The organism is Mycobacterium montefiorense (assembly GCF_003112775.1).
In the GTDB taxonomy this organism is placed as follows: Bacteria; Actinomycetota; Actinomycetes; order Mycobacteriales; family Mycobacteriaceae; genus Mycobacterium; species Mycobacterium montefiorense.
This window is the reverse complement of sequence record NZ_BFCH01000018.1, coordinates 668,462-694,431: the sequence shown is the minus strand read 5'-3', so window position 1 is coordinate 694,431 and position 25,970 is coordinate 668,462. Positions and strand designations below refer to the sequence as shown.

The following is a 25,970-nucleotide window of genomic DNA, read 5'->3' as shown; positions in this document are numbered from 1 at the left end:
CCTCGCCCGAACCACGCGCTATACCTTGGGCCCTGAGACGATGCGATTGGAGCTGACACACGTGGACCCGCCCAAGCCGCTGACGTCCGATTTCTACGAAGTGAATCTGACGATGGATCCGGCCTCGGCGACCGCGTGGGCGACCTACACCGGCGCACATCTGCACGCTCATGTCGCCTTCATCCGCGACGATCTGGTCGTGGAAGCGCCGATGATCGAAGAAAAGGTCACGTCCGGCCAGATCGCGCTGACGACCCAAACGGCTCAGGCCGCCGCCCAATTGGCTCAATTGGCGAGCCGCCCGGCATGACCGAGCTGGCCATCGGCTTCCTCAACGGATTCGGGCTTCCGCCAGTCGAATTCGTCGACCTTGCCGCGGACCTTGGTTGCCGCTACTTCTCGGCGGTGGTACAGGGCGCGCCGCTGGTGCCGCTCGGCTATCCGCCCTTTTCACTCAAGGATGACCCCTCCCTTCGTAAGGAGGTGCTCGCCGCGATGCAGCACCGCGGTGTGTCCGCCTCGCTGGGCGACGGGTTCCTGGTGCTGCCGGACAGCGAAATCATGGCGTTCGGCGCGGATCTCGATGTGTTGGCCGAGCTCGGCGTGCCCCGGATCAACGTCGTCAGCCTCGACGCCGATCTGGCCCGCACATTCGACCAGTTCGCCGCGCTGACCGAGCTGGCCGCCCAGCGCAGCATCGAGACCCTCGTCGAACCGGTACCCGGCCTGACAGTGGGCGACCTGCCGACAGCACTGGCCGCACGAGATCACGTCGGCCGGGATGACTTTCGATTGCTGATCGACACCATGCATCTGATTCGCTCCGGCGCCAGCGCAGTCCAGCTGGCCGCCGTCGATCCCGCCTACATCGGCTACGCCCAACTCAACGACACGACCTTGCAGCCGCGCTTGGACAACTACATGGAAGAAGCAATGTTCGAGCGCATGGTTCCGGGCGAGGGTGAACTCCCGCTCGCCGATATCCTTGCCGCGCTGCCCGACGACATCGTACTCGAAATCGAAGTGCCGCAGCGGTCATTGGCGCTGGCCGGGGTCAGCCCGATTGATCGGCTGCGCCCGTGTGTCCAAGCAGCCCGCCAGTTATTAAATCAACGGCAGCAATAACTTTCAGCTCGGCTCACGAAGCGGTAGGCCCGCCGCGCGATAGATGGCATCGATGACGGTCATGTTCTCGATCGCGTCCTGCGGGTTCGTTGTCACCGGCTCGCCGCGCAGCACCGCCGCAGCAAACGCGTCGAGCTGATAGGCGTAGGAGGCGCGGCGGGGAAAGCCTTCCACCCGATTTTCATCCGCGGTTCGCACAGAGATTCGGTGAAACATCTGGGGCATCACGGGATTGAGCATGTTCAACTCTCCCCGATCACCGACCACCTTCGCGCTCATATCGAAAAGACGCCGCGACCACATCGAGCAACGCACCCGGCCGGTATGTCCGGCGGCGAACTGGAGCTCGGCCGTCATGGCTCGATCGACCTTCGAATCACGCAATTTCGGTTGTGCCGAAACGACTTCCGGAGTCGAGCCGCCATACGTGCGGACCATGTGGACCGCGTAGCACCCCGCATCCATCGTCGCGCCGCCGGCCAGCGGGTAGTTATAGCGGATGTCGGAGAACTTCGGCAGTGGAAAGCACAGCGAGGCTTCCACCCGCTTGAGCCTGCCTAGCTCCCCCGAGGCGATGATCTCAAGGGCCCGCGATGTCAGCGGGTGATAGCGATAGTGGAAGGCTTCCATCACCACTCGATCAGACTTGGCGGCCACCTCGGCGATCTCGCGAGCTTCGGCAGCGTTGGCGGTAAAGGGTTTTTCGCACAGCACGTGTTTGCCGGCGTCCAATGCGGCTCGGGTCCACTTGCCGTGCAGGCCGTTTGGCAGCGGGTTGTAGATCGCCTCGAGATCCGGATCCGCGATCAGCGATGCGTAGTCATCGTGCACCCGGGCGATGCCGTGTTTGGCGGCGAAGGCTCGGGCGCGCGAGCCGTCGCGGGCGGCCACCGCGGCAACTACCACCTCAGCGTTGTCCCGGGCAGGATTGATGAGTGCCGTCGGCGCGATCCGGGCAGCGCCCAAGATACCGATACGCAGGTGTTCAGCCATGGGCCCGACGCTACCGACGGGCGAATGCGGGGGCGCGCTCGGGCCTGACCCCGACACCGATGAAGTATGCCGGCAAGAAGGACAGCCACGGCAATCGCTGCATCACGCCCAGGAAGGCCGTCGGCGGAGTGGGGTCGGCGCCGCGCAGCAACGGCCCGAGTCCGCGCTGGAGCACCCGTTGCACGCCCTGGGTAACCGCGGTCGGAAACAGCCGGCGCCGCCGCACCGCCGCCAGATCCCGATCGGTGACCCGGTGCTGCCGTAGCGGCTCGGCCAAGATGGTCGCGGTCGCGACGGCGTCTTGGACGGCCAGGTTGATGCCGACGCCGCCCAGCGGAGACATCGCATGTGCGGCATCTCCGATGCACAGCAATCCGTCTGTGTGCCAACGGCGCAGCCGATCGACACGGACATCGAGATGCTTGATGTCGTCCATCGACGTCAGTGACGCGACCGCGGCGGCCGATTCCGGCAACAGGGCGGCGACGTCGCGACGAAACGCTTCGATACCTTTCGCGCGCAGTTCGGCGTCAGTCCCCTTGGCGCCGAGGTAGGCGATCTGGTTGTAACCCTCACGCGGGATCACGCCCATGGCCTTGCCGGGACCCACCCGCGGCAGGAACGAAAACTCCTGATCGCCGTCGCGCGGCAACGTGAACCACCAGACGTCGAAATTCACCGGGAATTCGCGACTCTGCAGGCCGGCCGCGGCGCGCGCCATCGACCACCGGCCGTCGCACGCGACGGTCAACTCGGCCTCCAACTCGTGTGGCCCATCGGGGCTTTGGTAGCGCACGCCGGTTACCCGGCCGCCCTCTCGCAGTAGCCCGGTGGCCTCGCTCTTCATCCGCAGCGTGAAGGTCGGTTCCTGCTGGGCGGCATCGGCGAGCAGGTTGAGCAGATCCCACTGCGGCACCATGGCGACAAAGGGATGGGGCTGGCGCAGTCGCCCGAAGTCGACGTATGTCACCGACCGGCCGCCCGATTCGAATTTCGCGCTGCGCACCTCGCTGTGCGGTAAGGCCGCGAAACGCTCCCACAGGCCCAGCTCGTCAAGGAGGCGCAGCGTGGTCGGATGCACGGTGTCACCGCGAAAGTCGCGGAGAAAGTCGCCGTGCTTTTCCAGCAGCGTGACCTCGACGCCCGCCCGAGCCAGCAGCAGCCCGAGAACCATCCCGGCCGGGCCGCCACCGATCACCGCGCAGGTCGTCTTTTCAGCCATGGCTGCCTCGAATTCTGTTGCTGTAAAACGTGATTAGCTCAACAGCTGCGGGTCGACGTCGTAAACCGACACGGGCTCGGTGAGCACCCCGTTGTCCTCGACGTAGCGATCCCATAACTGGAGAAGCTCAGCCAGCTTGTCGGGATGCGCTTGGGCAAGGTCGTGGATCTCGCCGCGGTCTTCGGAAAGGTCGTAGAGCTGCCAGGCGCCCGGACCGTACGGCGGGGGCAGGTAGAGGGCCTTCCAATCACCTTGGCGGATCGCGCGGCGGCCGAACAGTTCCCAGCCGGTGCCGGTTTCGCCCGGGTGCACCGCCTCGGCGTCGGCGGACAAATACGGCACCAGCGAACGACCGAGCATCGGTTCGACGTCGCGGTCACGGTAGGAGGTGCCGGGATGCTCCACGCCGGCGAGCTCCAGCACGGTGGGAGCGATGTCCATGACGGTTGCGAATGCGGTGCCGATCTCGCTTTGACGCGTGAACCCGGGCCAGGTGAGGAAGCCGACCACCCGGATCCCGCCCTCGGTGGTGAACGCCTTGTGCAGCCGCGACGGTGCCGTGGCGGCTTGGGCCCAGCGGGGGCCGTACCAGATGAACGAGGTGGGCCGACCCAGATTGTCGAGGCTGTTGTCGCAGTTCTTCTGGATCTGCGCCACGATCTGGGGGCCGCGCAGCGGCATCGCCTCGACGATCGCACCCTCGGCGCCGTTGTCGGACATGAACATCACGACCGTGTTGTCCAGTTCGCCGGTCTCGGCCAAGTAGTCGATCACCCGGCCGATGTTCCAGTCCATCCGGTCCACCATTCCGGCGTAGACCTCCATGGAGCGCGCCGAAATTGCGCGTTCGTCGTCCGTCATGTCGGCCCACTCCGGAGCGCCGTCGGCTACCACCGGGTGCGGCTCGACATCGGGTGCACACAGGCCGAGGCGCTTGAGCGCGGCCAGCCGCTCCTCACGCAACGCATCCGGGCCGGCGTCGTAACGGCCGCGATATTTGGCGACGGATTCCTCGGGTGCCTGCAATGGCCAGTGCGGTGCCTGAAACGGCAGGTAGGCGAAGAACGGCCGGTCGTCCTCGGCGCGGTCGCGGAAGTAACCCAGCAGAGTGTCGGTGTAGGAATCCGACGAGTAGAAATCTTCGCCCACCGTTACGAACTGGTCATCCTCGGTGTAAAGCGTTGGCACGGGTGAGAATCCGCGTCCCGCGGCACCACCGTAGTGGCTAGCACCGGCTGGTAGCAGCGCGAACGATCGCTCGAATCCGCGGGCCCACGGCGACCTTTCGATCGTGTGGCCCAGATGCCATTTGCCGGACATCAGCGTCAGGTAACCCGCGTCGCGGAGAAGCTCGGGCAGCGCGACAACCCGGTCGTTGAGATATCCCTCGTAGCCGGGCGCACCCTGAAATCCGGGGACCGCGACCTCCAGCATGGTGCCGATTCCGGCTACGTGGTGGTCGGTTCCGGTCAGCAGCATCGCCCGGGTGGGCGAACAGGCCGGCGCGGAATGGAAATCGGTGAGCCGGATCCCCGCGTGGGCGAGCCGGTCGAGGTTGGGCGTTTCGATCTCACTCCCGAAGGCACCTATGTCGGAAAACCCGAGGTCGTCTGCCAGGATCACCAAGAAATTGGGCCGCTTCACGCTGAAGCATCCTGTCAGGTCCGGCGCCCGAATGGAACGACCGACAAATGACTAGGCTCGATTCGGCGAAACACCGCGCCCGGACATCGACGAAGGGGCATCCCCATGTTGGCACCGTTCGAGATGTCCATCCCGCTGGTCGCGGCTCCGATGTCGGGTGGCCCGACCACGCCGGCGATGGTCTCAGCCGCGACCGGGGCGGGCGGTCTGGGCATGCTTGCCGCGGGCTACAAGACCATCCAGGCTGTCGAAGCCGAGCTCAAGACTGTTCGCGCCGAGGGAATCCCGTTCGGCATCAACCTGTTTGCGCCTAACCCGGTGCCGGTCGATCCGGACAGTTACCGGGCGTATGCCGCGATCATCCAGAAAGATGCCGATCAGTTCGGGCTGACCCTGCCTGCTGAGCCGATCGAGGACAACGACCGGTTCGACGAGAAGGTAGCGCTGTTGCTCGACGACCCGGTGCCGATGGTGTCGTTCACCTTCGGCATCCCGCCGCGCAGCGTGATCGTCGCGCTGCAGCAAGCCAACACCGTGGTCGTCCAAACGGTGACGACGCCGCAGGAGGCGGCACAAGCGCACGACGCCGGCGTCGACATGCTGGCACTGCAGGCCACGGCCGCCGGCGGGCATTCCGGCACGTTCTCGCCGCAGCGTCCGTTGCCGCCGGTTCCGATCGTCGACCTCGTCAAACAGGTAACGGCGACCGTACCGCTCCCAGTGCTGGCCGCCGGCGGGCTGGCTACCCCAGACGCGGTGGCCGACGTGATCCGCGCGGGCGCCGCCGCGGCCATTGTCGGCACGGTTCTGCTGCGCGCCACCGAAAGCGGCGCGTCGGCAACACACCAGGCAGCCCTGACCGATCCCGCCCGCAACGAGACGGTGCGCACGCATGCCTTCACCGGACGTCCCGCCCGCGGACTGCGCAACACGTTCATCGATAATTACGAGGCGCAGGCGCCGTTCGGTTATCCCGCAATTCACTACCTGACCAGCCCGCTGCGCAAAGCCGCCGCCGCGGCAGGAAAACCGGACTACGTCCACCTGTGGGCGGGGACGGGATACCGGCACGCCACCGCGGAACCCACCGCGGACATCCTGCGGCGTCTTGCTTCCGGTCTGTGATCGTCTAACAATCAGCCGAAAGACTCAGTTGCTCAGGTAGAGATACCACAGGCCATCCGAGTGCTGGACACACGAGAAATGCGTCCAGGTCCCAGGGTGGACGACCTCGACGTGCGGGCCGTCCGCCATGCAGCCTGCCTGAGTCGCATAGTTGCCCTCGACCAGAATCTCGTCGGCGGTGCTAATTCCGACCCCGGTGGTTATTAGCCCAGCAAACGCCAGGACGCTAGCGGCGAAAATCTTTCTCACCAGTCACCTCCAGTTCACATCCGCCCTTGAGGCCGATATACCAGCATGTTGCCGGCATATCGACGCTAGCTGAGCCGCACCCGATCACCCAGAGCAAAAGAGAAATATTTGCGCGGACATAACATTCGCGCCACCAGGCGCAAGCTTTAGAACGTAAAGCGGTTGAGTATGTCGTACGGCCCGAACGGGGAAGCACTGAAGAAGCGGTAGATCCACCGCACGACGGTGCTGTCGATCTTCTGGTAGCCGGCCAGTGCCGGCGTCTGCTCGACCAGTCGCAGCTTCGGGTTCCACGTTTCTATGTCACACGCGTTGCCGATGCCCCACTTGATGATCCCCCTGGTGAACACCTTCGACATGCGCGGCGCCAGAGCTGAGAGCGTGTCGAATTGCATTTCACCGCAGTCGAATCGATCGATCAGACGTGCCACCAGCTGGCGAACTTCACTCTCCTGGATATACATCAGCAGTCCCTCGGCGACGACAAGCGTCGGGTGGCCGGTGGGAATCTGATCGACCCACTGCGGTTCGGCCACCGAGGAGCCGATCATCCGATAGCGCTCGGTTTCGTCATACAGCTGGCGGCGCAGGTCGATGACGCCTGGCTGGTCGAGGTCAAACCATTGCACCGCCGGTGGTACGTCGAGGCGGAAGACGCGGCCATCTAGGCCACAGCCCAGGTGTAATACCACCGCGTCGCAGTGGCGGGCCAGGAAATCGGCGCACCAGTCGTCGAGCTGTTTTGCGCGCAACGCGACCAGATACTGGTTGGACGCCGGCAACGAGCTCCGATGTATGCGTTTGAAGTCGTAGTCGATCCGGTCGACAGCCGCCGCGGCCGCGTGGTCACCCAGAATCGGATGCCGAGAACGGCTTTCATGGGCGCGCAAGTACAACGTCACGAGGTTCGTCCACTCCACCGAACCCCACTCGACCGAGCCGAAATCAACCTTGGACGTAGTCACTGTCCCTCCTGCCTTAGTGCGACCCCTCCACACGGACAGCGAAGCGCATCCAACGCCAAGATGGCCACCCCTGGTCCAGTCGAGACTCAAACGCGCAGTTCACGCCCGGTACCGGCGCGCCGAGCCGAAGTGTGCCCATCCGGCCGCCCCTGTGCTCCGAAGAACTATCGAGCAACGGTTGTGGCGGGTGACACCGCTAGGTCTAGAAAGGGGCCTCTCGATGCGACAGGTGACGTTCAAAATGGTTGCTGCTGGCGACGGTTCACCACCAACCTCGACCGGATACTGCTACTACCTGATGGCCCACGCTGTCGCGACGGTCTTGCTGCTGATCACGCTGGTTGCCGCGGTGTGGCAGTTCATGGATTGGGTCGTGACACCGTCGTGCCTGGCGGCCAGCTCAGTGTCGACGGAGACTCCGGTCAGCACGGCACCTGTCGCATCGAGCACCGCCATGAAGGCCGAAGAGATCCGTAACAGCCCTGGTCAACCCGGTATCACCAACAGCACGTGGACGGAGCGGCCCGCGTCATACCGCAACGCGGCACGGACCGAGACCGTGGCCGGGTTCAGGGCCGACTCCGGTGACTGCCCCTGCCCGAAGACCGGCAAGTGACCTGCGGGGTGCGACGCAGTCAGAACGCCTCGGGATCCTGCTGCACGGCCGCCGGAACCGGATGCCGGTACAGGCGCGAAGCGTTCTCCCAGGTAAACTTGCGGATCGCGTCCGGCGGCAGATCACCGATCTCTTCGTGGATCGTTTGTTGAGTGTGTGGCCAGGTCGAGTCGCAGTGCGGATAGTCGGCTTCGAGCATGATGTTGTCCATACCGATTCGGTCGCGTTGCACGAACGACGACTTGTCCTCGACCGCGCAGAACCAGAAGTTTCGGGTGAAAACCTCTGCAGGAGTGAGCTTCTCTCCCAGCGCCTGCCAAGTGCCGTACATCGCGTGATAACTGAGCATATGGTCAAGACGATCGAGTAACCCTGCCACCCAGCCGATTCCGCCTTCGGACAAGCAGATCTTGAGATCCGGGAATCTGCTGGGCAATCCGGAGTACAACCAGTCGACGGCCGCCGAAATGGCGTAAGCAAAGAACAGCACACCCTGTACGTCCGGCGGTGCGTCCTCGGTGGTCGATGGCGAGGAGCCCGAAGATCCGATATGCAGATTCACCACCGTTTCGGTTTCGGCGCAGGCGGCCATGATCGGATCCCAGTGGCCTGAATGAATAGTCGGCAGTCCGAGCATCGCGGGGTTCTCGCTGAACGTGACGGCGTGAAAGCCGCGCTCGGCGTTCTCGCGGATCATCTGGGCGCCGAGGTCGGGGTCCAGCAGCCAGGGCAACTGGCATGCAATGATCCGTTCCGGATACGACCCAGCCCACACCTCGAGATGCCAGTCGTTCCAGGCGCGAACCGACGCCAGCGCCAGGTCGCGATCTTTGGTCACCTGCTGCAGCCGCTGGCCGGCGAACCCCGGCAGGAACGAGGGAAAGTTCAGCGACGCGTAGATGCCGTTGAGGTCCATATCCTTGACGCGTTCATGGATGTCCCATGCGCCCCTGCGCATTTCGTCGAATCGGACCGGTTCGAAGCCGTACTCCGCTACCGGCCGCCCGACGACGGCGTTGAACCCGACGTTGGGCAGTTCCCGATTGTCGTAAACCCAGGTCTGTCCGCCACTGTCGGTGTCGACGACCCGAGGCGCCCGGTCGGCGAATTTTCTCGGCAGCCGGCCGGTGAACGTGTCCGGAGGTTCGACGATGTGATCGTCGACCGAGATCACGGTGTAGCGGCGTGGCGCCCGCGGCGGGTCCGGCAGGAACGTAACTGACCGCTCGTCGCCGGTTTTAGCTGTCGTGAAATTCAGATTGGTCGCCAGCTCGTCAATCGCTTTCACTAATCAACCTCCTCGCTGGACAGAGCATTTGGTGTGCGGCGACGGCTCGACGACGGACTCAGCTGAGCACATCGGGATCCGCCTTGATCGTCATACGCGCTGCCCCAGCCCAATACACGTCGGCGGCCCGCTCGATGAGCGATCGCTGCATGCCCGCCATGTCGGACCAGTCCATCCCGATCGGCTCCTTGCCGGTGAGCATGACGTCGTAGGCCAGCTTGCATACCCGCTCGATCGACGCCGCCCGGTATACCGCCTCGGCCAAGTTGCGACCGGTCGCGATGACGCCATGGTTGGCCAGAATCGTCAAGTTGGCGCCACCGATGCGCGCCGCGAGATCGGCTGCGCGGTTGGGGCTATCGATCTCACCGTTGTACTCGCTGACGAGGCACAGGTCATCCAGGAACAGCGAACCGGTCTGATGCACGAGTTCGGGCAGCCTGCCCAATGCGGCGAGCACGCAGACGTAATACGGATGATTGTGAATGACTACCCGGGCGTCCTCGCGGACCTGGTGCAGCTCGGTGTGAATGTGGATCGCCGGCGTGACATCCCAACGACCACTGACCACCCGGGCGTCGCTGTCGACCTGGCAGATATCCGACGCGGTGAGTTCCTGCCACCACAGGCCCCACGGATTGACCAGCATGTCGGTTTGCCCGTCGAGCTGCCAGGTGATGTGTCCGGCCATGTTTTCGGAAAATCCGGTGCCGGCCAGGTGGCGGAAGGCCACGGCGAGCGCCTGCTCGTTGGACAGGTCCACACCGATTCCAGGCACGACCGACGGCGCCCACACCTGCCGGCCGCCTCGTCGTGGATTAGGCGTGTTCATGATCGGCCTCCATCCTTGCTCGAATATCTCCGCGGAGCTCGCCTTTGGCGACCTTTCCGCCCGACGACCGGGGTAATTCGTCGACGACGATGAGCCGTTCGGGCAGAAGCTCTTTGGAAACCCCCAGCGCCAGCAGGTGCTCGACGAGGGTGGGCAGGTCGATCGTTGCGCAGTCGGCGAGCTCGGCGTACAGACAGACCCTCTCCCCGAATACCGGGTCCGGCATCGCCACCGCCGCCGCCAGCGCAATCGCCGGATGGGTCATCACCGCGTCCTCGACCTGCGATGCACTGATGTTCTTGCCGGCACGCAGGATGAAATCGGATGTTCGGCCTGTGACCGTGAGGTAGCCATCGGCGTCGAGTTCGCAGATATCGCCCATCAGCATCCACCCGTCGCGAGTGAACAGCTTGTCGTGGTCGGTACCGCCGAGATAGCCGAGGCTGGTCGCCGGGCCCCGGCAGGCCGGCTGGCCTCGGCCCGTCGCGGTGACATCTCGATCCCCATCGAACAGCCGGACCGCCATTTCGGGAACGATCCGGCCGCCAGTGCGCAGTCGACGTTCCACGGAGTCGTCGAGAGTCGTCGCGCTGAGCAGACCGGTTTCATTCGAACCGTAAAATTGCAGGATCTTCGCGCCGGTCAGCTGTTCGAATTCGGCGGCGGGCCGGTACGGTATCGCCTCGCCCCCGGTGAAGACGACACGCAGCGAGCTCAGATCATAATCCCGGGACTCATGGTCGGCCATCAGCATCGTCAATTGCGAGCTAACACAACACAATACAATACAGTTACCTTGTGGCGCGCTATCGCCTCACACGCAGCGTGCGTGGTGAAGCGCTGCAGGATCACCGAACTGGCGCCGAGGTAGATCGGGGTAGTGTGGCTGGTCCATATGCCGAAGCCGAAAGGCGTGGGGATGACCGGCAAGAACACGTCGTCGGACGTCAACAGCGCGTTGGCAACCGCCTTCTGGTGGAAGTAGTGCCACCGGTTCTGCGTATGCACAACACACTTGGGCAGGCCGGTGGTCCCTGAGGTGGAGTTGATCAGAAAAACGTCGTCGGCGCCGAGTCGAGATTCGGCCGCGACCGCCTTGCTCGGCACGTCGGAGTCCAGGCGCGGCAGACCCGCGCCCTGCCCCAGCGCCAGCATCCGAACCGACGATTCGGCTGCCGCGCGGGCCGCGACATCACGGTGCATGGGGTCGCTGATCAGTATCTTTGGCTCCGCATTGCGCAGCAGCGCGCCCACTTCACGGGTGCCGGCCCGAGCGCCGATGCCGACGACAACGGCGCCGCAGCGTTCGATAGCGACGAACAACACGTGGATCGCGGTGGAATCGCCGTGCCAGACCGCAACTCGATCGCCACGCCCAATGCCGAGACCGGCCAGCTGATTGGCCAAACTGGTTGCCGCAGCATCGAATTCACGCCACGTCAGGGAGATTCCGGGCTCGTCGGAGTAGGCGAGACGGTCGGCTGACTGTTCGGCGTTGCAGCGCACCGCATCCGACAGCGTCGAATCCGACCACCATCCGGCCGCACGAAACCGGGCCGGGTCCTCGTCGGTGAAAGCCGGCGAGCCTACGGTATCCAGCTCACCGGCGCTCATTAGGAAATGATAGGAAAACCGCGCGTGATTCGGTTGTCGGGCTGGCGCTGCCGTGTCCTGCTATGGATTCTGAGGCGCAGGAGCGCCCGGTTGCGGACCGTGCGGGACACTCGGATGGCGGCGTGCGGGCGGCGGTCGCGGTGGGTTGATCGGCCCACAGTTCAGGCCGAGGATGCAGCCACCGCCGCCTCCGGCGGGTTTGACCGGAAGGGCGCCGCCGCTATCCCCCGGCGCTCCGGGTGCGGGGACCACACTGGACGAAGCAACCGTTGCGCTGATCGGCGACTCATCAGCTGAGCCAATATCGCCGAGCGCCAAGGCAAGCAGGGCCGCACCGCCGCACGCCGCGGCTACCGTCCTGGCCTTGCGATTCCCCACGGCGACCACTGTAGTTACTTGGCGCAACTATTGCGGAGTCCCGCGACGCGGAGGGTTCGTCGCGGGCGGCGGGCGGGGCGGATTGATGCGCCCACAGTTCAGGCCGGGTATGCAGCTGGCGCCGCTTCCTTCGGGCCGGACCGATAGACCCATCGGCTGCGACGCGTCGCTCGCCCAGCAGCAGGGCCCCGGCGAGGGCGCCGGGTCCGCGTTGGTCTGCGGGGCACAAGTAACGCCGACCCCGCCGAGCGCAAAGGTGAGCACAGCCGCACCGCCACACGCCGCGGCAGCCCTTCTGCTCGTGCGTTGAAGCACGTCCCGAATTTTAGTTTTCTCGGCGCGGAATGTGTAGAGCTCCAACGGGGCATTACGTCGCGGCGGCGCGCCTATCATTGCCGGGGTGTGGTCTGGACTGCAAGGAAAACCGCTGTGGCCCGGAGTGCTCAGTGGCGCGGCCGCGGGCGCCGCAGGTACCACGGCACTGAACGTGATCACCTACCTCGACATCGCGGTGCGGGGCCGCCCGACGAGCAGCACCCCGGAGCGGATCGTCGACGCCATGGCGCGGTTGTTCGGTCTCACGGTTCCCGGCAACGGTGACGTGCTCGCCAACCGAATCTCCGGGCTCGGCGCGCTCACCGGGTACGCCGCGGGCGTCGGGATGGGCATCATTCTCGGATTGGCCTATGCCCTGGGCTACAGACCTGGGCTCCTGGCCGCCACGCTGGTCGCCTCAGCGATCGCCCTGGTCGGCACCAACGGCCCGATGACGGTGCTCGGGGTGACCAATCCGCTCAGCTGGAGCCTCGCCGACTGGATCAGCGACCTGATTCCGCATCTCGGTTACGGCATCGTCACTGCCCTGGTGTTGCACTACCTCGCGCCGCTGCGCCAGCGTCCGGACGAGACACTCCCGTCGGGATAGCGGTCGCGGCCGCGCGCTGCTGTTCGCGCTGCGGCCGGTCAACCTCGACGCAGGCTGGCGCGCACCGCGCTCGGACAATCCAAAGCGTGCAGACGATAGGTTTCCGCGCTCCGCGGTGTTGAGAGTCGTCGTGGTCACTGCACAGGCGAATAGCCTGCTCGAACGGTATCGGTCGGCTGGGCGTTTCTTCACCGTCGGGGGGATCAAGTCCTTCGTTCTGGACGAGGGTCCGCGAGATGCCCCCGCCGTGGTGTGCGTGCACGGTGTTCCGTCATCGGCCTACCTGTACCGCAAGGTGGTTCCCGCACTGGCCGGAGCGGGATTGCGCGCGATCGCGATCGACCTGCCCGGGCTTGGGCTTGCCGAACGGCCCCATTACGCCGATTACACCTGGACGGGTCTGGGCCGCTGGTTGATGTCGGCGATCGTCGAGTTGCAACTCGACCGCTTCCACCTCGTACTGCACGACATCGGCGGACCCATCGGATTCGAGGTGGCCAACGCAGTTCCCGAGCGGGTGCTGTCGATGACGTTGCTGAACACCATCATAGAAGTGCATTCGTTCCATCGCCCCTGGCCGATGGCGCCTTTCGCGCATCGCGGTATCGGCGAAGTGTGGCTGGCGTCCCTGCGCGTGCCGGGCGCCTTCCTGTCGCTCATGCGCCTTGTCGCGGTGAGCCGCCGCGTGCCGGCCGCTGAGATCGCTTGCTGGCTTCCGTTGTTGTTCGGCGACGACGGCGGGCGGGCCTTCCTGAAGATCATGCGCGGCTTCGAGTTGACCGCGGCAAAGGAGCAGCTCTACCTCGACACTCTCCGCAACGCGCCATATCCGGTGCAAGTCGTTTGGGGAGCGAACGACAGGATGCTGCCGTGGCGACGCTGGGGCGTCCAGGCTCAGCGGGCCGCCGGTGTGCAAGGCGCAATCAAGCTGCCCGCCAAGCATTTTCTGCAAGAGGACTATCCGCAAGAGATCGCCGAAGCCGTGTATCGGTTTACCCAGGGCTAGCCCTGAACGGTGGGGCGGATCGTGACATCGACGCCGGCGACGTCGGGGTCGGGGACTCCAGTGATCGCCACGACTTTGCCCTCGATCCCGGTCATTCTCGTATTGTCTCCTCTGTGCTGATCGGATTCCTACTCGCTCTGGGTTGTTCGGTGTGCTACGGCACCGCGTCGGTGCTGCAGGCCGTCGCAACGCGGTCGGTGGAATCCGGCGGTAAGTCCGGTGTCGACGCGAGGCTGCTGTTGCGCGCCCTGCGGCAGTGGCGCTACCTCGCGGGCGTCGGCCTCGACGGGCTCGGTTTTGTGCTGCAGGTCGCCGCACTTCGCCTGGTACCGATCTACGTCGTGGCGGCGGCATTGGCCGCCTCGATCGCGGTGACCGGGATCGTGTCCGCCTGGGTGCTCTCGGCCCGACTTTCGAAGGCCGAATGGACGGCCGTGGGCGTGGTCTGCGTAAGCCTCGCCGCACTCGCTTGTGCCGCCGGGCCCGGGCACTTCCGCCACGGTCCGCCGGGACTCGGCTGGGCGTTGATCGTCGTGGTGGTCGCCATCTTCCTGGGCGGTGCCGTTGCGGGCCGGTTGCCCGACCGCGAACGCGCGCTTGCGCTGGGTCTCGCGGCCGGAAGCGGGTTCGGTGTCGTCGAGATCGGTGTGCGCCTGCTCGATCAGATTGACCCCACCAAAGCCGCGTTCTACACCAACCCGGCGCTGTACGCCGCGGCCGGTGGTGGTGCCGCGGGATTTCTGTTGTTCACCTCCGCACTACAGCGCGGATCCGTCACCACCACAGTCGCCGCGATGGTGGTCGGTGAAACAATCGCGCCGGCACTCGTCGGCGTCGTGTGGCTCGGCGATACCGCTCGGCCCGGCTGGGGTTGGGTGGTGATCGCGGGATTCATCGTCGCGGTGGCCGGGACCCTGGTCTTGGCCCGCTTCGGCGAGGCGCCGACTCCGGCCGAAACTGGCTGAGGTTAACAGGGAGCGGCGTCAGCCTCCGCTTGTGCCGCAACCGAGATAGCCTGATCACCAACGGTATACGTCGTGCCGCGCGGTGCCCGGGTCAGCAGCACGCCGCCCTGGGCGCTGATGCCGGCGGCAATCAACTCGCGCTTGAGGATCTTGTTGGTGGCCGTCGCCGGAAGGTCGTCGTTGATGCGGACATACCGTGGCCACGCCTTCGGGGACAAGTCGTTTTGTGCGGCCAGGAACTGCTCTAGATCCGTTGGGCGCAAATTCATGCCGCTGCGAAGCACCAGCGCCGCCATCACCTGATCGCCGACCCGTTCGTCCGGAACGGCATACACCGCGACCTGGCTGATCTGCGGCAGCCGTTCCAGGATCCGCTCAATCGGTGCAGCCGCCAGGTTTTCGCCGTCCACCCGCATCCAGTCGGCCGTGCGGCCGGCAAGGTAGATCCAGCCGTCGGTGTCGCGGTAGGCCAAGTCGCCAGCCCAGTACATGCCGTGTCGCATTCGCTCGGCGGTGGCCGCCGGGTCGTTGTAATAGCCGACGAACGGGCCCGCCCCCGCGGTGTTGACCAGTTCGCCGACCGCCTCGTCGAAGTTCGTCAGCGCGCCGTGCTTGTCGAACTGTGCGACGGCGCATTCCTTGAGGGTTGTCGGGTTGTAGATGCTGACCCCGGCATAGGGCTTACCGATGGAACCGGGCGGCGTGCCGTCTTCTCGCACCACGATTACCGCAAACTCGCTGGATCCGAAGCTGTCGATCACACGGCACCCGAAACGCCGTGCGAATTCGCCGATATCGCGATCGGTTGCCTCGTTGCCGAACGCCACGCGCAGGGTCGTGTCGGCGTCGTCGGGCCGCTCCGGGGTGGAAAGGATCAGGGCAAGCGGCTTGCCGACGTAGTTCAGGTACGTCACGCGATAGCGGCGCACGTCGTCGATGAAGCGTGACGGCGAAAACTTGGCGGGGACCATCAGCGCGCCGCTGCCGATAGCGCCGGCCCAGCCGGCGGCAACACCGTTGGAATGAAACAGCGGCATCGCCAGATAGCACACGTCGGCCGCCGTGACGTCGTATTGAAAGATCAGGCTGGCGCCGCACATGATCGCCATCCCATGCGCGAACCGGACGGCCTTGGGATTGCCGCTGGTTCCGGAGGTGAAGATCATCATGAACGTGTCGGCGGCGCTGACCTCGCGGTGCGGAGTCAACGGTGGCGCCGCGGCGACCGCATCGCGGTAACGCGTCCCGTCCACGTCGAGAACTTGAATCCCGTTGAGATCCAGGCCCTCCAGCAACGACGTGTGCTCGTCGTCGACGAGCAGGATCTGGCAATCGGAGCGCTGGATGTCGGACAGCAGAGCCGGTCCGCGGCGTGTCGTGTTGAGGCCGCACAGCACGTACCCGCCCAACGCTGCGGCGGCCATCGCGCGCAGCATTGCCGGTGAATTGCCCAGCGCGGCACCGACATGCAACGGACGCGCCGGATCGGCAATGGTGATCAGCGCCGCCGCCTCGGTCTCGGCTTCGGCCAGGTGCTCACGCCAGGTCCAGGTCTGCTCACCGTGGGCGATCGCGGGCGTGTCGTCATGCCTGCGCTGTCGCAAGAGCTGCTGAACCGTCTCCGGCACTGTCTCACTTCCCCTTTGATCTCGTCGTCAAGACCAAACCGGCGTACTCATGAGCGGCCACATCGTCGCAGTGGCGCCGGTAGGTGCCGAACCCGCCGATATAGGGCATGAAGGTTCGCTTCTTGCCTTCGATATTGGCGCCCAGGTACCACGACGACGCCGCCTTGGGGAACAGCGTCCGCTCGGCAGCTTGGGCAACGTGGTGGGTCCAGGCAACGGCCGCATCGCGGCGGGGCTCGACCTCGTGCACGCCCAGTTGTCGCGCCGCCCGGATCAGATCGATGACCCAGTCGACCTGGACCTCGGCGTGCAGCACCATATTCGCCAGCACCGAGGGGCTACCCGGGCCGCTGATCGTGAACAGGTTCGGCAGGCCGGGCACCATCAGGCCGAGGAACGTCAGCGGGCCGTCGGCCCAGATGTCCCGCAGTCGCTGCGCCCCGGGCCCGCTCGGGTTGATCCGGGTCAATGCGCCGGTCATGGCATCGAAGCCGGTCGCAAAGGTCAGCACATCACAGGGATACTCCGTTTCCCTGGTGCGTACCGCGTCGGCGGTGATCACGTCGATGCGTTCGCGGCGTAGGTTCACCAGCCGCACGTTGTCGCGGTTGAAGGTGGCATAGTAGCCGTTGTCGGTGCAGATCCGTTTGGTGCCGATCGGGTGATCGACCGGGATCAGGTCGGTTGCAACGACGGGATCGGTGACAATTTCCCGGATTCTCTCCTCGGCGAACTGCCTGGCGACGTCGTTGGCGGACAGGTCGCTGGTCTGGTCGGGGAAAGTCTTGGCGAACAGTACGCCGCCTTCGCGCCAGGTCTTCCACAGCGCATCGACCCGCTCCCGGGGTTCGGCGTCGAGGGCTTTCTTGTGGTAGGTGCCGTGCGGCGTACCAGCCTGCGCGTAGGCAGAGACTCGGCGACGCTCGGGATACTGCTGCTGGATCTGTTGCTGTTCGTCGGTAGACCAGGGCCGGTTAGGCATCGGAATGGTGTAGTTCGCGGATCGCTGGAATACGACGAGCTTTTCGGCCTGAGCCGCGACGATCGGTGCCACCTGGATCCCGGATGATCCCGTGCCGATGAGACCTACCCGCTTACCGCGTAGATCGGGATCCTCGCGCGGCCACGCCGCCGTGAAATAGACCTCACCCGAGAAGTCCTCAACGCCAGGGATATTCGGCCGGTTCAACGCCGACAGGCAGCCGGTCGCGCACAACAGAAACTGTGCGGAATACCTGTCCCCGGTCGCGGTGTCGACCTGCCAACGACCATCGCCCTGGTCGAAGGTGGCACCGACCACGTCAACGCCGAAACGATAGTGACGGCGCAGATCGAAGCGGTCGGCTACGTGGCGCAGATAGGCCAGGATCTCGGGCTGGGCGGCGAAGCGTTCGCTCCACTGCCAGCTCTGCTGCAGCGTTTCGTCGAAAGAGTAGGAATAGTCCACACTTTCGACGTCGCATCGCGCGCCTGGATAGCGGTTCCAGTACCAGGTACCACCCACGTCGGGGGCCGCCTCGACAGCGGTCACCGATAGGCCCGAGGAGGCGACGCGATGCACCGCGTAGAGCCCGCCGAACCCGGCGCCGATGACGATGACGTCGCTTACCTCGGTCATGTCGAGGTGTCTGGGTACGCCGGCCGCAGCAGCCGGCCCAGGTCCGCGCAGACCAGTTGCAGCGCCGATGCCGCCGGCCCGAAGGATTGGATGGTCATGAAGCCATGGAACAAACCGGGAAAGTCCCGGTGCACCACCGGCACTCCCCCATCACGCAACCGGTGGGCATAGTCGCATCCTTCGCTGTGCAGGGGGTCCAGCCCGGCAGTAACGATCACTGCGGGCGCCAGGCCCGCATGAGAGTCCGCATCAGCAGGGGCCACCAGATAAGGCGGATCGAAAACCTGCCCATCGCCGAGGTATTGACGCCAGTACCACTGCATCGCGGCGCGGGTGTTGAAGTATCCGGTGCCATAGCGCTGGTAGCTGTCCGTATCGCACGACGGATCGATCGCCGGGTAGCACAGCAACTGTGCGACAGGTTGGGTGACGCCGCGGTCGCGGCACAGGATCGCGGTCACCGCGGCGAGGTTGCCGCCGGCACTGTCGCCGGCGACGGCGGTGCGCATGGGATCGGTGCCCAGTTCGGTGGCGTGCTCGATCGCCCAGCGAAACACCGTGTACGCGTCCAGGGCGGCCGCCGGCGCGCGATGTTCGGGAGCCAGTCGGTAGTCGACCGACACCACCACGGCTTGGCTACCGCGCGCCAGGGCCCGGCAGAATCCGTCGTGAGATTCGATGCCGCAGAACACGAACCCGCCCCCGTGATAGAACACGATCGCCGCACGGTCGTCCGCGCGCACACCGTGCGGGTGGTAGACGCGTATGGGGATGGCGCCGTTGGGGCCAGGCACCGACCGGTCCGCGGCGCTCTGGACATCGTCGAGGTTGTTGACCGGCATGCGCCGTTCGGCCACCGCAGCGCGAGCCTGCGAGCCGGTCATGTTCTCGACGCGCGGGAATCCGGTGTTCAACTGGTCGAGCATCGCCTGCACCGAGCCATTAACGGGGTCGTCCATGTACACCTCCGAACCTCACCGTTGAGGTCATACCGGCCGGTACTTCAAAAGGGTGATGCCTGCTTCGGGCAGATCGTAGAACACCGGTGCCACCCGCATACCGATCCGGATATCGTTCGGGTCGACGTCGACCAATTCGGTACTGAGCCGCGGCCCGGCGTCCCACTGCACCACGGCGAGCAACTGCGGCACCGCGTTTGCCCACGGCGGGCCGGTCGGTCGGCGAGCGACGGTGTAGGTGTACAGCGTTCCCGCGCCGTCGATTTCGCGCCATTCCAGGTCGTCGGCCAGGGTGCCGGGGGCCAGGACGCGCGGATAGAAGACATAGCGCTGCAACGAGGGCGAGTACTGCACCAGGATTCGGCGCTGAGCCAGTCCGTCCCAGAAGGGCTGTGAGACAGGTGTGGGCTCGGGGGTCGGCAGGTTCATGGCGTCAGTCCCCCTGCATCAGCAGCGCGACCTGCTCGCTCATGATGCCGCCGTTGCCGGTGACGAACGCGGTGTGGCAGTCCGGTACCTGGGTGTCGCGGGCTCGTCCCATGACCTGCCGTGCCCCATCGACGACGTGATGCATGCCGCCGGCCATGCCGGCCTGACCGAAGGACAGCTGACCTCCGGCGGTGTTGAGCGGAAAATCGCCGCGATGCGTCAGGTCATGGTCGACAATCCAGGACATGCCTTGGCCTTTCGCGCAGAAGCCGGCGTCTTCCAGGCTCATCAGCACCGTGATCGTGTAGCAGTCGTAGATCGACGCGATATCGACATCGGAGCGGTTCAGCCCGGACATCGCGAACGCCTTATCGGCGGCCCGCGCGATCGGGGTGTGCAGCACGTCGTCGGCGTAGGTGGGGGTCTTGAAGGCGATGTGTTCGCCGAAGCCTTTAATCCACACCGGGCGATGGCGACTTCGGCGTGCAATGTCGGCGTTGGCGAGTAAAACACCTACTCCCCCGTGCACCCGCATCACCGTTTCGAGCATGTGGATCGGGTCTGCGATCATCGGACTGGCCAGCACCTCATCGACCGTGATCGCAGTGCCATGGAAAACCGCACCCGGATGCGCACAGGCGTTGACACGTTGATCGACCGCGATCTTGGCGACGGCGGCAGGGTCGTAGCCGAATTCCGCGGCGTAACGCTGGGCGATCTGAGCGTACGGCGCGTTCTGGCCCAAATTGCCGTATGGGATCTCGAACTCGGCCTGCGGCGACCCGTAGTTATTCGAGGACGCCCCATACCAATTCGGGGCTACGGGCGGGTGTCGCTCTGATTGCGGCACCGCCGCTGATCCGGGCACCACCGCGAGCACGGCGTCGCAGATGCCGAGTTCGATGGCCGCGGCGGCCCGCCAGATCATTCCGGCCGACGTCGCCCCGCCGAGATCCACCCGCTCGCCGAAATCCAGTGCCAGGCCAAGGTATTCGCACAGCGTCGCCGGGGCGAACATCGCCGATTCGGCAATGCCATGGGTGAGTAGGCCGTTGATGTGCGCCGGGTCGACACCGGCGTCCTCGACGGCCATCTTCGCCAGCAGCGCGTACTGATCGAGGGTGAACTGTGGCGGCCCGGTCGGACGGCGCTGCGCGGGCAACTCCGCGATGCCGACGATGGCCGCTTCGCCACGCAGCCCCGTCACGACGGCGTCCCGCTGATGGTTTCTCGAAGGGGCAGCTCGACCGTTGCGGTTCCGGGCATCAGCACGGTGTCGTCGCGGCGACCGGCAATCTCGATATCCACCAGGCCGGCGCCGTCCGTCAGACGCTTGCCGGTGACGACACCTCCGAAGGTCAGCGACTCGCCTGGCAATGCCGTCGCCCGGTTCTGCACCGAGAACGACACCAGCCGACCGCGCCCACCAATCCAGTCACCGATCGCGCGGGCCAGTAATGCCGCCTGTAGCGGGCCGTGCACCAAAACGTTGTCGTAGCCTTCGACGCCGCGCGCCCACTGTTTGTCGTAGTGAATCCGGTGACCGTTGTAGGTCGCGGCGCTGAAAAAGAACAGCTGGGTTTCATCGGTGGTCACGACCAGCGGAGGAATCTGCTCGCCCACGTCGATGTCGTCGTAAAAAACCTGCTCGCGCGTCATGACATTCCTAGGGTCGGGCGATCATCGACGTCGACGCTTCGGCGACCAGCTTGCGATGCTGGTTCCGATAGACCGTATGCCACGTGACCAGTACAAACCTGCCGGAGCGGCCTTGCTTTTCGACGATGGACTCGATGGTGCGAATCATTTCGATCTCGTCGCGGTGATAGGCCGGCAGGTGAAAGGTGAAGCTCTCGCCGCCGGCCATTCGCTTCGGAGCACGCGGAAACGCGAGACTGCCCGACGCCGCACCCGAGGAACCATCAGGCCGCAGCCCGTCAAGATGCGTGACGCCGAGCACCGCATACTGCAGGAAAAGCGGTGGGCAGATGATGTCGCGAAAGCCGTTGGCGCGGGCATGATCCGGATCGAAATACAGCGGATTACGGTCGCCGACCGCTGCCGCCCAGCGCTGCCAGTCGCGTCGGTTCACCTCGCCGGTCGCGGAAGCGGCGACGGTACCCACGCGCGACGCCGACTCGGCATCGATCAGAGAGTCTTCACTCACCGATTTCCTCCTCCAGCCAGGCCGCTGCGACTTCGGCTGCGCCACCGAGGGTTGAAACAAGCCTTGCCCGCTCGGTCCACAAGTGCAGGTCGGTCTCGGTCACGTAACCGATCCCGCCGTGCAATTGATGGGCATCCAGCGTGATCAGCCGGGCAGCCTTGCCGGCATGCATGCGTGCGATGGCCGTCTGCCGGGTCGCCGTCTGTCCTCGTGCGATCCAGAAGACCGCGGAATGCGCGGCCAACCGCGCGGCGGCCAAGGCGATGTGCATGTTGGCGATCAGATGTTGTGCCGCCTGGAAGGATGCGATCGGGCGCCCGAACTGATGGCGCAGCTTGGTGTATTCGACGGTGCGATCCAATACCGCCTGCCCGACCCCGACCAGATCGCATGACCCCAGAGCCACCGTCGCATTGGCCAAGCGGCGCAGCGCCATCCGGGCGTCACCGGCGGGGTCGTCGATTAGGGCTTCGGTGCCGACGGCCACATCGTCGAAGCGCAGCGCGAACGCTCGGTGCCCGCCCGCCATGGCAAGCGGCGCCATGGTCAGCCCCCTCGCCCGGGTGTCAACGGCAAAGAACAGTGTGCGGTGCTCCGCGCAGGCCGATACCACGATCAGGTCGGCGACGTCGGCGTCGGCGACATAGTCCGCAATTCCATTGAGCCGCCACCCTGTCGCGACGGAATCGGCGCGCAGCACGGCGGCGACGTCGGCGGCGTCCCGGACGTTCCACAACGCGGTGGTGCCGCGAACATTCCCGCTTACCAGCGGCTGCAGCCACGCGGTCTTGGCCTTGGGTGAGCCGAGCTGGTCGACCGCCAGCGCGGCGGCAATGGAGCTGTGTACCGTTGTCGGACACAGCCCGCGACCGGCCTCGGTGTAGAACACTGCGAGATCGTCGAGTGTGCCGCCCGCACCGCCATATTCCTCGGCGACCGCAAGCCCGAACACGCCGGCATCGGCCAGTGCCTTCCACAGCGCTGGGGCGCTTCGGTCGGTGCCGGGTTCACTCAGCTCACGCACGAGACCGACTGGGCACTGGGCGGCCAGCACCGCCCGCAACGACGAGGCGAACTGGCGATGCTCGGCCGTCGGTATCGCTTTCATCCGTCAGCGCCCATAGGAAGGCATTCCATGGCCGCGCTGGGCGATCACGTCACGCAACACTTCGTTGGTACCGCCGCCAAAGCGCATCAAGGGAGCTGCCCGGTACAGCCGTTCGAATTTGCCTGCCAGCGGTGCACTTTCGCTGCGATGGGCGAGCAGGCCGTCCGGGCCGAGCAAGTCGAGCGCTAGATCAGCGATGCGCTGGCGAAGTTCACTGGTGAAGACCTTCTCGACGCTGACCTCCACGGTGGGGATCGCGTCGCTGTCCAGGATCGAGGCGGCCTCGTAGCCCATCAGCGTGGCCACCTCGACATCGGCCTCGGCCTGCGCCAGGCGACGGCGAAGAGCCGCATCGTCAGCAGGCAGCGAGCCGTCACGTCGCGGGCTGCGGGCAAGCTCGGTCAACTCCTCCACGGCGCGACGAAGATCGCCCGCGTTGGTCAGCGCGCCCCGTTCCAGGTCGAGCGCTCCAGTGATGTAGGTCCAGCCGCGGTTGACCTCACCGACCAGATTCGTGACGGGGACCCGCACGTCGTCGAAGTGCACCTCGTTGGTGCGGTAGCCCGACCACGCATAAAGCGGGCGGATCTGGATGCCTGCGCTGTCAACCGGCACGATGATGACCGAGATACCGCGATGGCGCACCCCATTCGGGTCGGTGCGCACGCACAGCCACTCATGAGTGGCGCGCTGCGCCCCGCTGTTCCAGGTCTTGCTGCCGTTGATCACCCAATACTCGCCATCGCGCGTCGCACGGGTCCGCAGGCTGGCTAGGTCAGTTCCAGCATCAGGCTCGGAATAGCCGACGGCGCAAATCATTTCGCCCTTAGCGATCAGTGGGAGCCATTCGTTCTTGTTCTGCTCGGTGCCATGTCGCATGATCATCGGCGCTACCGAAGTGACCGTGAGGTCGGGTCCGGGCACGCCCCAATACTCGAACTCACTCATCAGCAGATGCTGGTACACGGCGCCGAGTCCAAGACCGCCGTACTCACGCGGCCAGTTCAGTCCGAACCAGCCCTTCGCGCCGATCCTGCGGCGAAATCGCGTCACCTCGCCGTTGGGGAATTCGAGGTCGTGCTCAGCCAGTTCGGCTCGCAATTCCGGGGTGACGTTTTCGGAAAGGAATTCGCGAACCTCGTTCAGCCACGCGCGTTGCGCGGTGTCGAGTTCGAAATCCATTACGGCCCACCTAGCCCTTCCATCCGGCCGCGTCAGCGTAACGCCGCTGCGAGATTTCGCCCGCTATTTCGCCCTGACGCTACGCTCGGCCCGCCCCGCACCCCGCGCGCCCCGTTCGCCGCTCAGCTTCACGTCATCCAGTTCTCACTGACATCCGTCATTGACGGGTGACAACGAAATGTGTAGGTTTGCCGACATGCCATCGACGGCACCGGAAGCCGAGGTTTCGCCGATCGTCAACGCCAGGCAGGCGCAGCGACTCCTAACGCGTGCACGCCTTTTCGACGCTGCGGTCGCCGAGATCGGACGGTCCGGCTTGGCGGGCACAGATGTGGCGACAATCGCCGCGGCCACCGGGGTCGCACGTGGAACCTTCTATTTCCACTTCCCGACCAAAGAGCATGTGCTGGCCGAACTGGAGCGGACCGAAGAGGCCAGGATCGTGGCAAAACTCGCCAAGGCAAGCCGGCCACGCGATCTGACATCGATGCTCACTCAGCTGGTACGCCAGGTGCTCGCCGCCGAGGAGCGGCTGGGCCCAGTGGTCTTCAGGGACATGCTGGGATTGCACTTCTCCCCAACACGTCCCATTGAGGACGAGACCGCCGAACATCCGCTCGCCGAATTCGTTATCGCCGCAATCGGCGAAGCGCAGGCCGCGCAAGGGATATCGCGGGATGCCGACGCCGGCCAGCTCGGCGTGATCTTCATGACCGGGCTGTTCGCCTTGCTCGCTACCAGCGGAGCATCCAAATCGCGCGCCGCGCTATTGGACCGATATGTCAAAACCATCATCAAAGGCATGGAGGCTCCATGACCGGCACTGGAATCGACGGCTACCGGGCCTACCTGGCGCAGCGCGACGGCGACGCCGATCTGCTGCATCGCCGGCTTGCCAACCGAGAAGACTTCTTCACGTCGTTGCAGACCGATCCGGTGGAGTCTGCTCGTCCGATGGATCGGAATATGTTTCTGCGGAACCTGCGTCGCCGCCGTCCCGAGCCAGGGCTGTCGCCCGAGATGCTGTTCCTGCTGGCCACCGCCAAGCTGAATCAGGCGGAGCGATTCGATGTGGACCTGGGCGACACCTACGGGCGCATCGGCGGTGAGGACCAGCCTCGCGAACGCATCTACCTAGCGCTCGAGGAGCACTATCACACCCGGCTGCTGGCCTACGTGCTCGACATATTCGGGCTGCCGTTCCAGGTGGTTGTGCCGCCGTTCGTGATGCGTCAATTCGTCAAGATGGAAGTGTTTCTCCCCGAGCGGTTCGGATACCCGTTCGTGGGTGCCGCGGAAATGGCGGGCTGCATCATGTTCGACGAGCTACGCCGCGTCGGCGTCGAATTGTTCGCCGACGAGCCGGCCGTCGCCGCACGCATCGACCGCCTCTACTCCGAAATCCTGACCGACGAGCTGGGCCATGTCGGCTATTGCGCAGCGCGCTGTAGCGGTGCGGAAAGAACGGTAATGCGCTGGCTTTACCCGCGTTTCGGGCGCCTGTTCGCCCGCCAGACCGCGGAGATCAGCCTCCTCATCGATTCCGATGGGCTGCACGCCCGTCTCGACGCACCGTTCGATGCCGCGGGACTGGCCGCGGGCGTCCCGAACGACACGTTTATTGCCGCGCATCCTTGATGGCCGGCTGCCGCGCTGCTCTATGTAAATACGCTGTCAAACTCGCGTTAAAACACAGCCGCCCCATCGCTGCAACGGGGCACAGCTGGGATGATCTTGAAATTGACTCGACGAAAATCGGGAGACGTCATGCCCACTACTGAGACGCGGCTGCGCCAGGAGTTGCAAAACTATGCCGTCGAATTGCGCCGGCTCGCATACACCCTGCCCGATGGGGTGGGCGAGCATGGTCTGCTTCAACTATCAGACCGGATGCGCGCCGCGGCCGAGCAGGTGGTCCGCAAGGGGGCCTGA

General features: G+C 65.2%; 26 protein-coding genes and 1 pseudogene. 10 read left to right on the top strand and 17 right to left on the bottom strand.

Annotated features, from left to right (window positions below; translation table 11 throughout):
* The first annotated feature begins 61 nt into the window (after positions 1-61).
* Entirely contained in the window at positions 62-310 is a 249-nt protein-coding gene (locus DB708_RS27720) for a SecDF P1 head subdomain-containing protein (RefSeq protein ID WP_235616783.1), read from the top strand.
* Positions 307-1,125 (top strand): sugar phosphate isomerase/epimerase family protein, encoded by an 819-nt coding sequence (locus DB708_RS15695; protein WP_108923259.1) that lies wholly within the window; start codon positions 307-309, stop codon positions 1,123-1,125. The genes DB708_RS27720 and DB708_RS15695 overlap by 4 nt, the downstream gene beginning before the upstream one ends.
* Before the next feature lie 3 nt (positions 1,126-1,128).
* Here DB708_RS15695 and DB708_RS15690 read toward each other — a convergent pair whose 3' ends face one another.
* Genes DB708_RS15690 through DB708_RS15680 form a run of 3 tightly spaced genes read right to left on the bottom strand, consistent with a single transcriptional unit; the run spans position 1,129 to position 4,984 of the window.
* Positions 1,129-2,118, bottom strand: coding sequence for a Gfo/Idh/MocA family protein (locus DB708_RS15690; RefSeq protein WP_108923257.1), 990 nt, complete (start codon positions 2,116-2,118; stop codon positions 1,129-1,131).
* 10 nt (positions 2,119-2,128) lie between these two features.
* Positions 2,129-3,340, bottom strand: a complete 1,212-nt coding sequence (locus tag DB708_RS15685; protein ID WP_108923255.1) for an FAD-dependent oxidoreductase — start codon at positions 3,338-3,340, stop codon at positions 2,129-2,131.
* 33 nt (positions 3,341-3,373) lie between these two features.
* Positions 3,374-4,984, bottom strand: a complete 1,611-nt coding sequence (locus tag DB708_RS15680) for an arylsulfatase (RefSeq protein WP_108923253.1) — start codon at positions 4,982-4,984, stop codon at positions 3,374-3,376.
* Positions 4,985-5,089: 105 nt separating this feature from the next.
* Between DB708_RS15680 and DB708_RS15675 the strand changes: the two genes are divergently transcribed.
* On the top strand, positions 5,090-6,109 hold the full coding sequence (locus DB708_RS15675; protein WP_108923251.1) for an NAD(P)H-dependent flavin oxidoreductase: 1,020 nt from the start codon (positions 5,090-5,092) through the stop codon (positions 6,107-6,109).
* 24 nt (positions 6,110-6,133) lie between these two features.
* Here the strand turns inward: DB708_RS15675 and DB708_RS15670 are convergent, their stop codons facing one another.
* Positions 6,134-6,358 (bottom strand): hypothetical protein, encoded by a 225-nt coding sequence (locus DB708_RS15670; protein WP_108923249.1) that lies wholly within the window; start codon positions 6,356-6,358, stop codon positions 6,134-6,136.
* A gap of 146 nt (positions 6,359-6,504) precedes the next feature.
* On the bottom strand, positions 6,505-7,323 hold the full coding sequence (locus DB708_RS15665) for a class I SAM-dependent methyltransferase (protein WP_108923247.1): 819 nt from the start codon (positions 7,321-7,323) through the stop codon (positions 6,505-6,507).
* A gap of 220 nt (positions 7,324-7,543) precedes the next feature.
* Here DB708_RS15665 and DB708_RS15660 point away from each other — a divergent pair, with 220 nt between their 5' ends.
* Complete coding sequence (locus tag DB708_RS15660; RefSeq protein WP_108923245.1) at positions 7,544-7,939, top strand: hypothetical protein; 396 nt, start codon at positions 7,544-7,546, stop codon at positions 7,937-7,939.
* Positions 7,940-7,958: 19 nt separating this feature from the next.
* On the opposite strand, the gene DB708_RS15655 is transcribed toward DB708_RS15660, so the two are convergent.
* From DB708_RS15655 to DB708_RS15645, 3 genes and pseudogenes are all read right to left on the bottom strand, one after another.
* Positions 7,959-9,227, bottom strand: a complete 1,269-nt coding sequence (locus DB708_RS15655) for an amidohydrolase family protein (protein WP_108923243.1) — start codon at positions 9,225-9,227, stop codon at positions 7,959-7,961.
* A gap of 58 nt (positions 9,228-9,285) precedes the next feature.
* Positions 9,286-10,059, bottom strand: a complete 774-nt coding sequence (locus DB708_RS15650; RefSeq protein ID WP_108923241.1) for a class II aldolase/adducin family protein — start codon at positions 10,057-10,059, stop codon at positions 9,286-9,288.
* Positions 10,046-11,673: pseudogene (locus tag DB708_RS15645) on the bottom strand (class I adenylate-forming enzyme family protein). The gene DB708_RS15650 and the pseudogene DB708_RS15645 overlap by 14 nt, the downstream one beginning before the upstream one ends.
* A 778-nt stretch (positions 11,674-12,451) precedes the next feature.
* On the opposite strand from DB708_RS15645, the gene DB708_RS15640 reads away from it, so the two are divergent.
* The 3 genes from DB708_RS15640 (at position 12,452) to DB708_RS15630 (ending at position 14,947) form a co-directional block, all read left to right on the top strand.
* Positions 12,452-12,976 (top strand): hypothetical protein, encoded by a 525-nt coding sequence (locus DB708_RS15640; protein ID WP_235616782.1) that lies wholly within the window; start codon positions 12,452-12,454, stop codon positions 12,974-12,976.
* A gap of 130 nt (positions 12,977-13,106) precedes the next feature.
* Positions 13,107-13,982, top strand: a complete 876-nt coding sequence (locus DB708_RS15635; protein WP_108923239.1) for an alpha/beta fold hydrolase — start codon at positions 13,107-13,109, stop codon at positions 13,980-13,982.
* 101 nt (positions 13,983-14,083) lie between these two features.
* Complete coding sequence (locus tag DB708_RS15630) at positions 14,084-14,947, top strand: DMT family transporter (protein WP_108924312.1); 864 nt, start codon at positions 14,084-14,086, stop codon at positions 14,945-14,947.
* A 2-nt stretch (positions 14,948-14,949) separates the two neighbouring features.
* Here the strand turns inward: DB708_RS15630 and fadD1 are convergent, their stop codons facing one another.
* From fadD1 to DB708_RS15585, 9 genes are read right to left on the bottom strand one after another with little or no spacing between them, the layout of a single operon-like run.
* Positions 14,950-16,575: a fatty-acid--CoA ligase FadD1 gene (gene fadD1, locus DB708_RS15625; RefSeq protein WP_108923237.1), complete on the bottom strand. Its 1,626-nt coding sequence runs from the start codon at positions 16,573-16,575 to the stop codon at positions 14,950-14,952.
* A gap of 4 nt (positions 16,576-16,579) precedes the next feature.
* Positions 16,580-18,193 carry a flavin-containing monooxygenase gene (locus DB708_RS15620; RefSeq protein WP_108923235.1) on the bottom strand — a complete coding sequence of 538 codons (1,614 nt, stop codon included), beginning with the start codon at positions 18,191-18,193 and terminating at the stop codon, positions 16,580-16,582.
* On the bottom strand, positions 18,190-19,152 hold the full coding sequence (locus tag DB708_RS15615) for an alpha/beta hydrolase (RefSeq protein ID WP_108924310.1): 963 nt from the start codon (positions 19,150-19,152) through the stop codon (positions 18,190-18,192). The genes DB708_RS15620 and DB708_RS15615 overlap by 4 nt, the downstream gene beginning before the upstream one ends.
* Before the next feature lie 27 nt (positions 19,153-19,179).
* On the bottom strand, positions 19,180-19,581 hold the full coding sequence (locus DB708_RS15610; protein WP_108923233.1) for a Zn-ribbon domain-containing OB-fold protein: 402 nt from the start codon (positions 19,579-19,581) through the stop codon (positions 19,180-19,182).
* 4 nt (positions 19,582-19,585) lie between these two features.
* Entirely contained in the window at positions 19,586-20,788 is a 1,203-nt protein-coding gene (locus DB708_RS15605) for a thiolase family protein (RefSeq protein ID WP_108923231.1), read from the bottom strand.
* Positions 20,785-21,240, bottom strand: coding sequence for a hotdog family protein (locus DB708_RS15600; RefSeq protein WP_108923229.1), 456 nt, complete (start codon positions 21,238-21,240; stop codon positions 20,785-20,787). Before DB708_RS15600 ends, DB708_RS15605 begins: the two co-directional genes overlap by 4 nt.
* A 7-nt stretch (positions 21,241-21,247) precedes the next feature.
* Positions 21,248-21,748 carry a MaoC family dehydratase gene (locus tag DB708_RS15595; RefSeq protein WP_108923227.1) on the bottom strand — a complete coding sequence of 167 codons (501 nt, stop codon included), beginning with the start codon at positions 21,746-21,748 and terminating at the stop codon, positions 21,248-21,250.
* Positions 21,741-22,856, bottom strand: coding sequence for an acyl-CoA dehydrogenase family protein (locus DB708_RS15590; RefSeq protein ID WP_108923225.1), 1,116 nt, complete (start codon positions 22,854-22,856; stop codon positions 21,741-21,743). Before DB708_RS15590 ends, DB708_RS15595 begins: the two co-directional genes overlap by 8 nt.
* A 3-nt stretch (positions 22,857-22,859) precedes the next feature.
* Complete coding sequence (locus DB708_RS15585; protein ID WP_108923223.1) at positions 22,860-24,038, bottom strand: acyl-CoA dehydrogenase family protein; 1,179 nt, start codon at positions 24,036-24,038, stop codon at positions 22,860-22,862.
* 196 nt (positions 24,039-24,234) lie between these two features.
* On the opposite strand from DB708_RS15585, the gene DB708_RS15580 reads away from it, so the two are divergent.
* The 3 genes from DB708_RS15580 (at position 24,235) to DB708_RS27290 (ending at position 25,970) form a co-directional block, all read left to right on the top strand.
* Positions 24,235-24,855, top strand: coding sequence for a TetR/AcrR family transcriptional regulator (locus tag DB708_RS15580; RefSeq protein ID WP_108923221.1), 621 nt, complete (start codon positions 24,235-24,237; stop codon positions 24,853-24,855).
* Positions 24,852-25,676 (top strand): hypothetical protein, encoded by an 825-nt coding sequence (locus tag DB708_RS15575; RefSeq protein WP_108923219.1) that lies wholly within the window; start codon positions 24,852-24,854, stop codon positions 25,674-25,676. The genes DB708_RS15580 and DB708_RS15575 overlap by 4 nt, the downstream gene beginning before the upstream one ends.
* A 129-nt stretch (positions 25,677-25,805) precedes the next feature.
* On the top strand, positions 25,806-25,970 hold the full coding sequence (locus DB708_RS27290) for a hypothetical protein (RefSeq protein ID WP_165839829.1): 165 nt from the start codon (positions 25,806-25,808) through the stop codon (positions 25,968-25,970).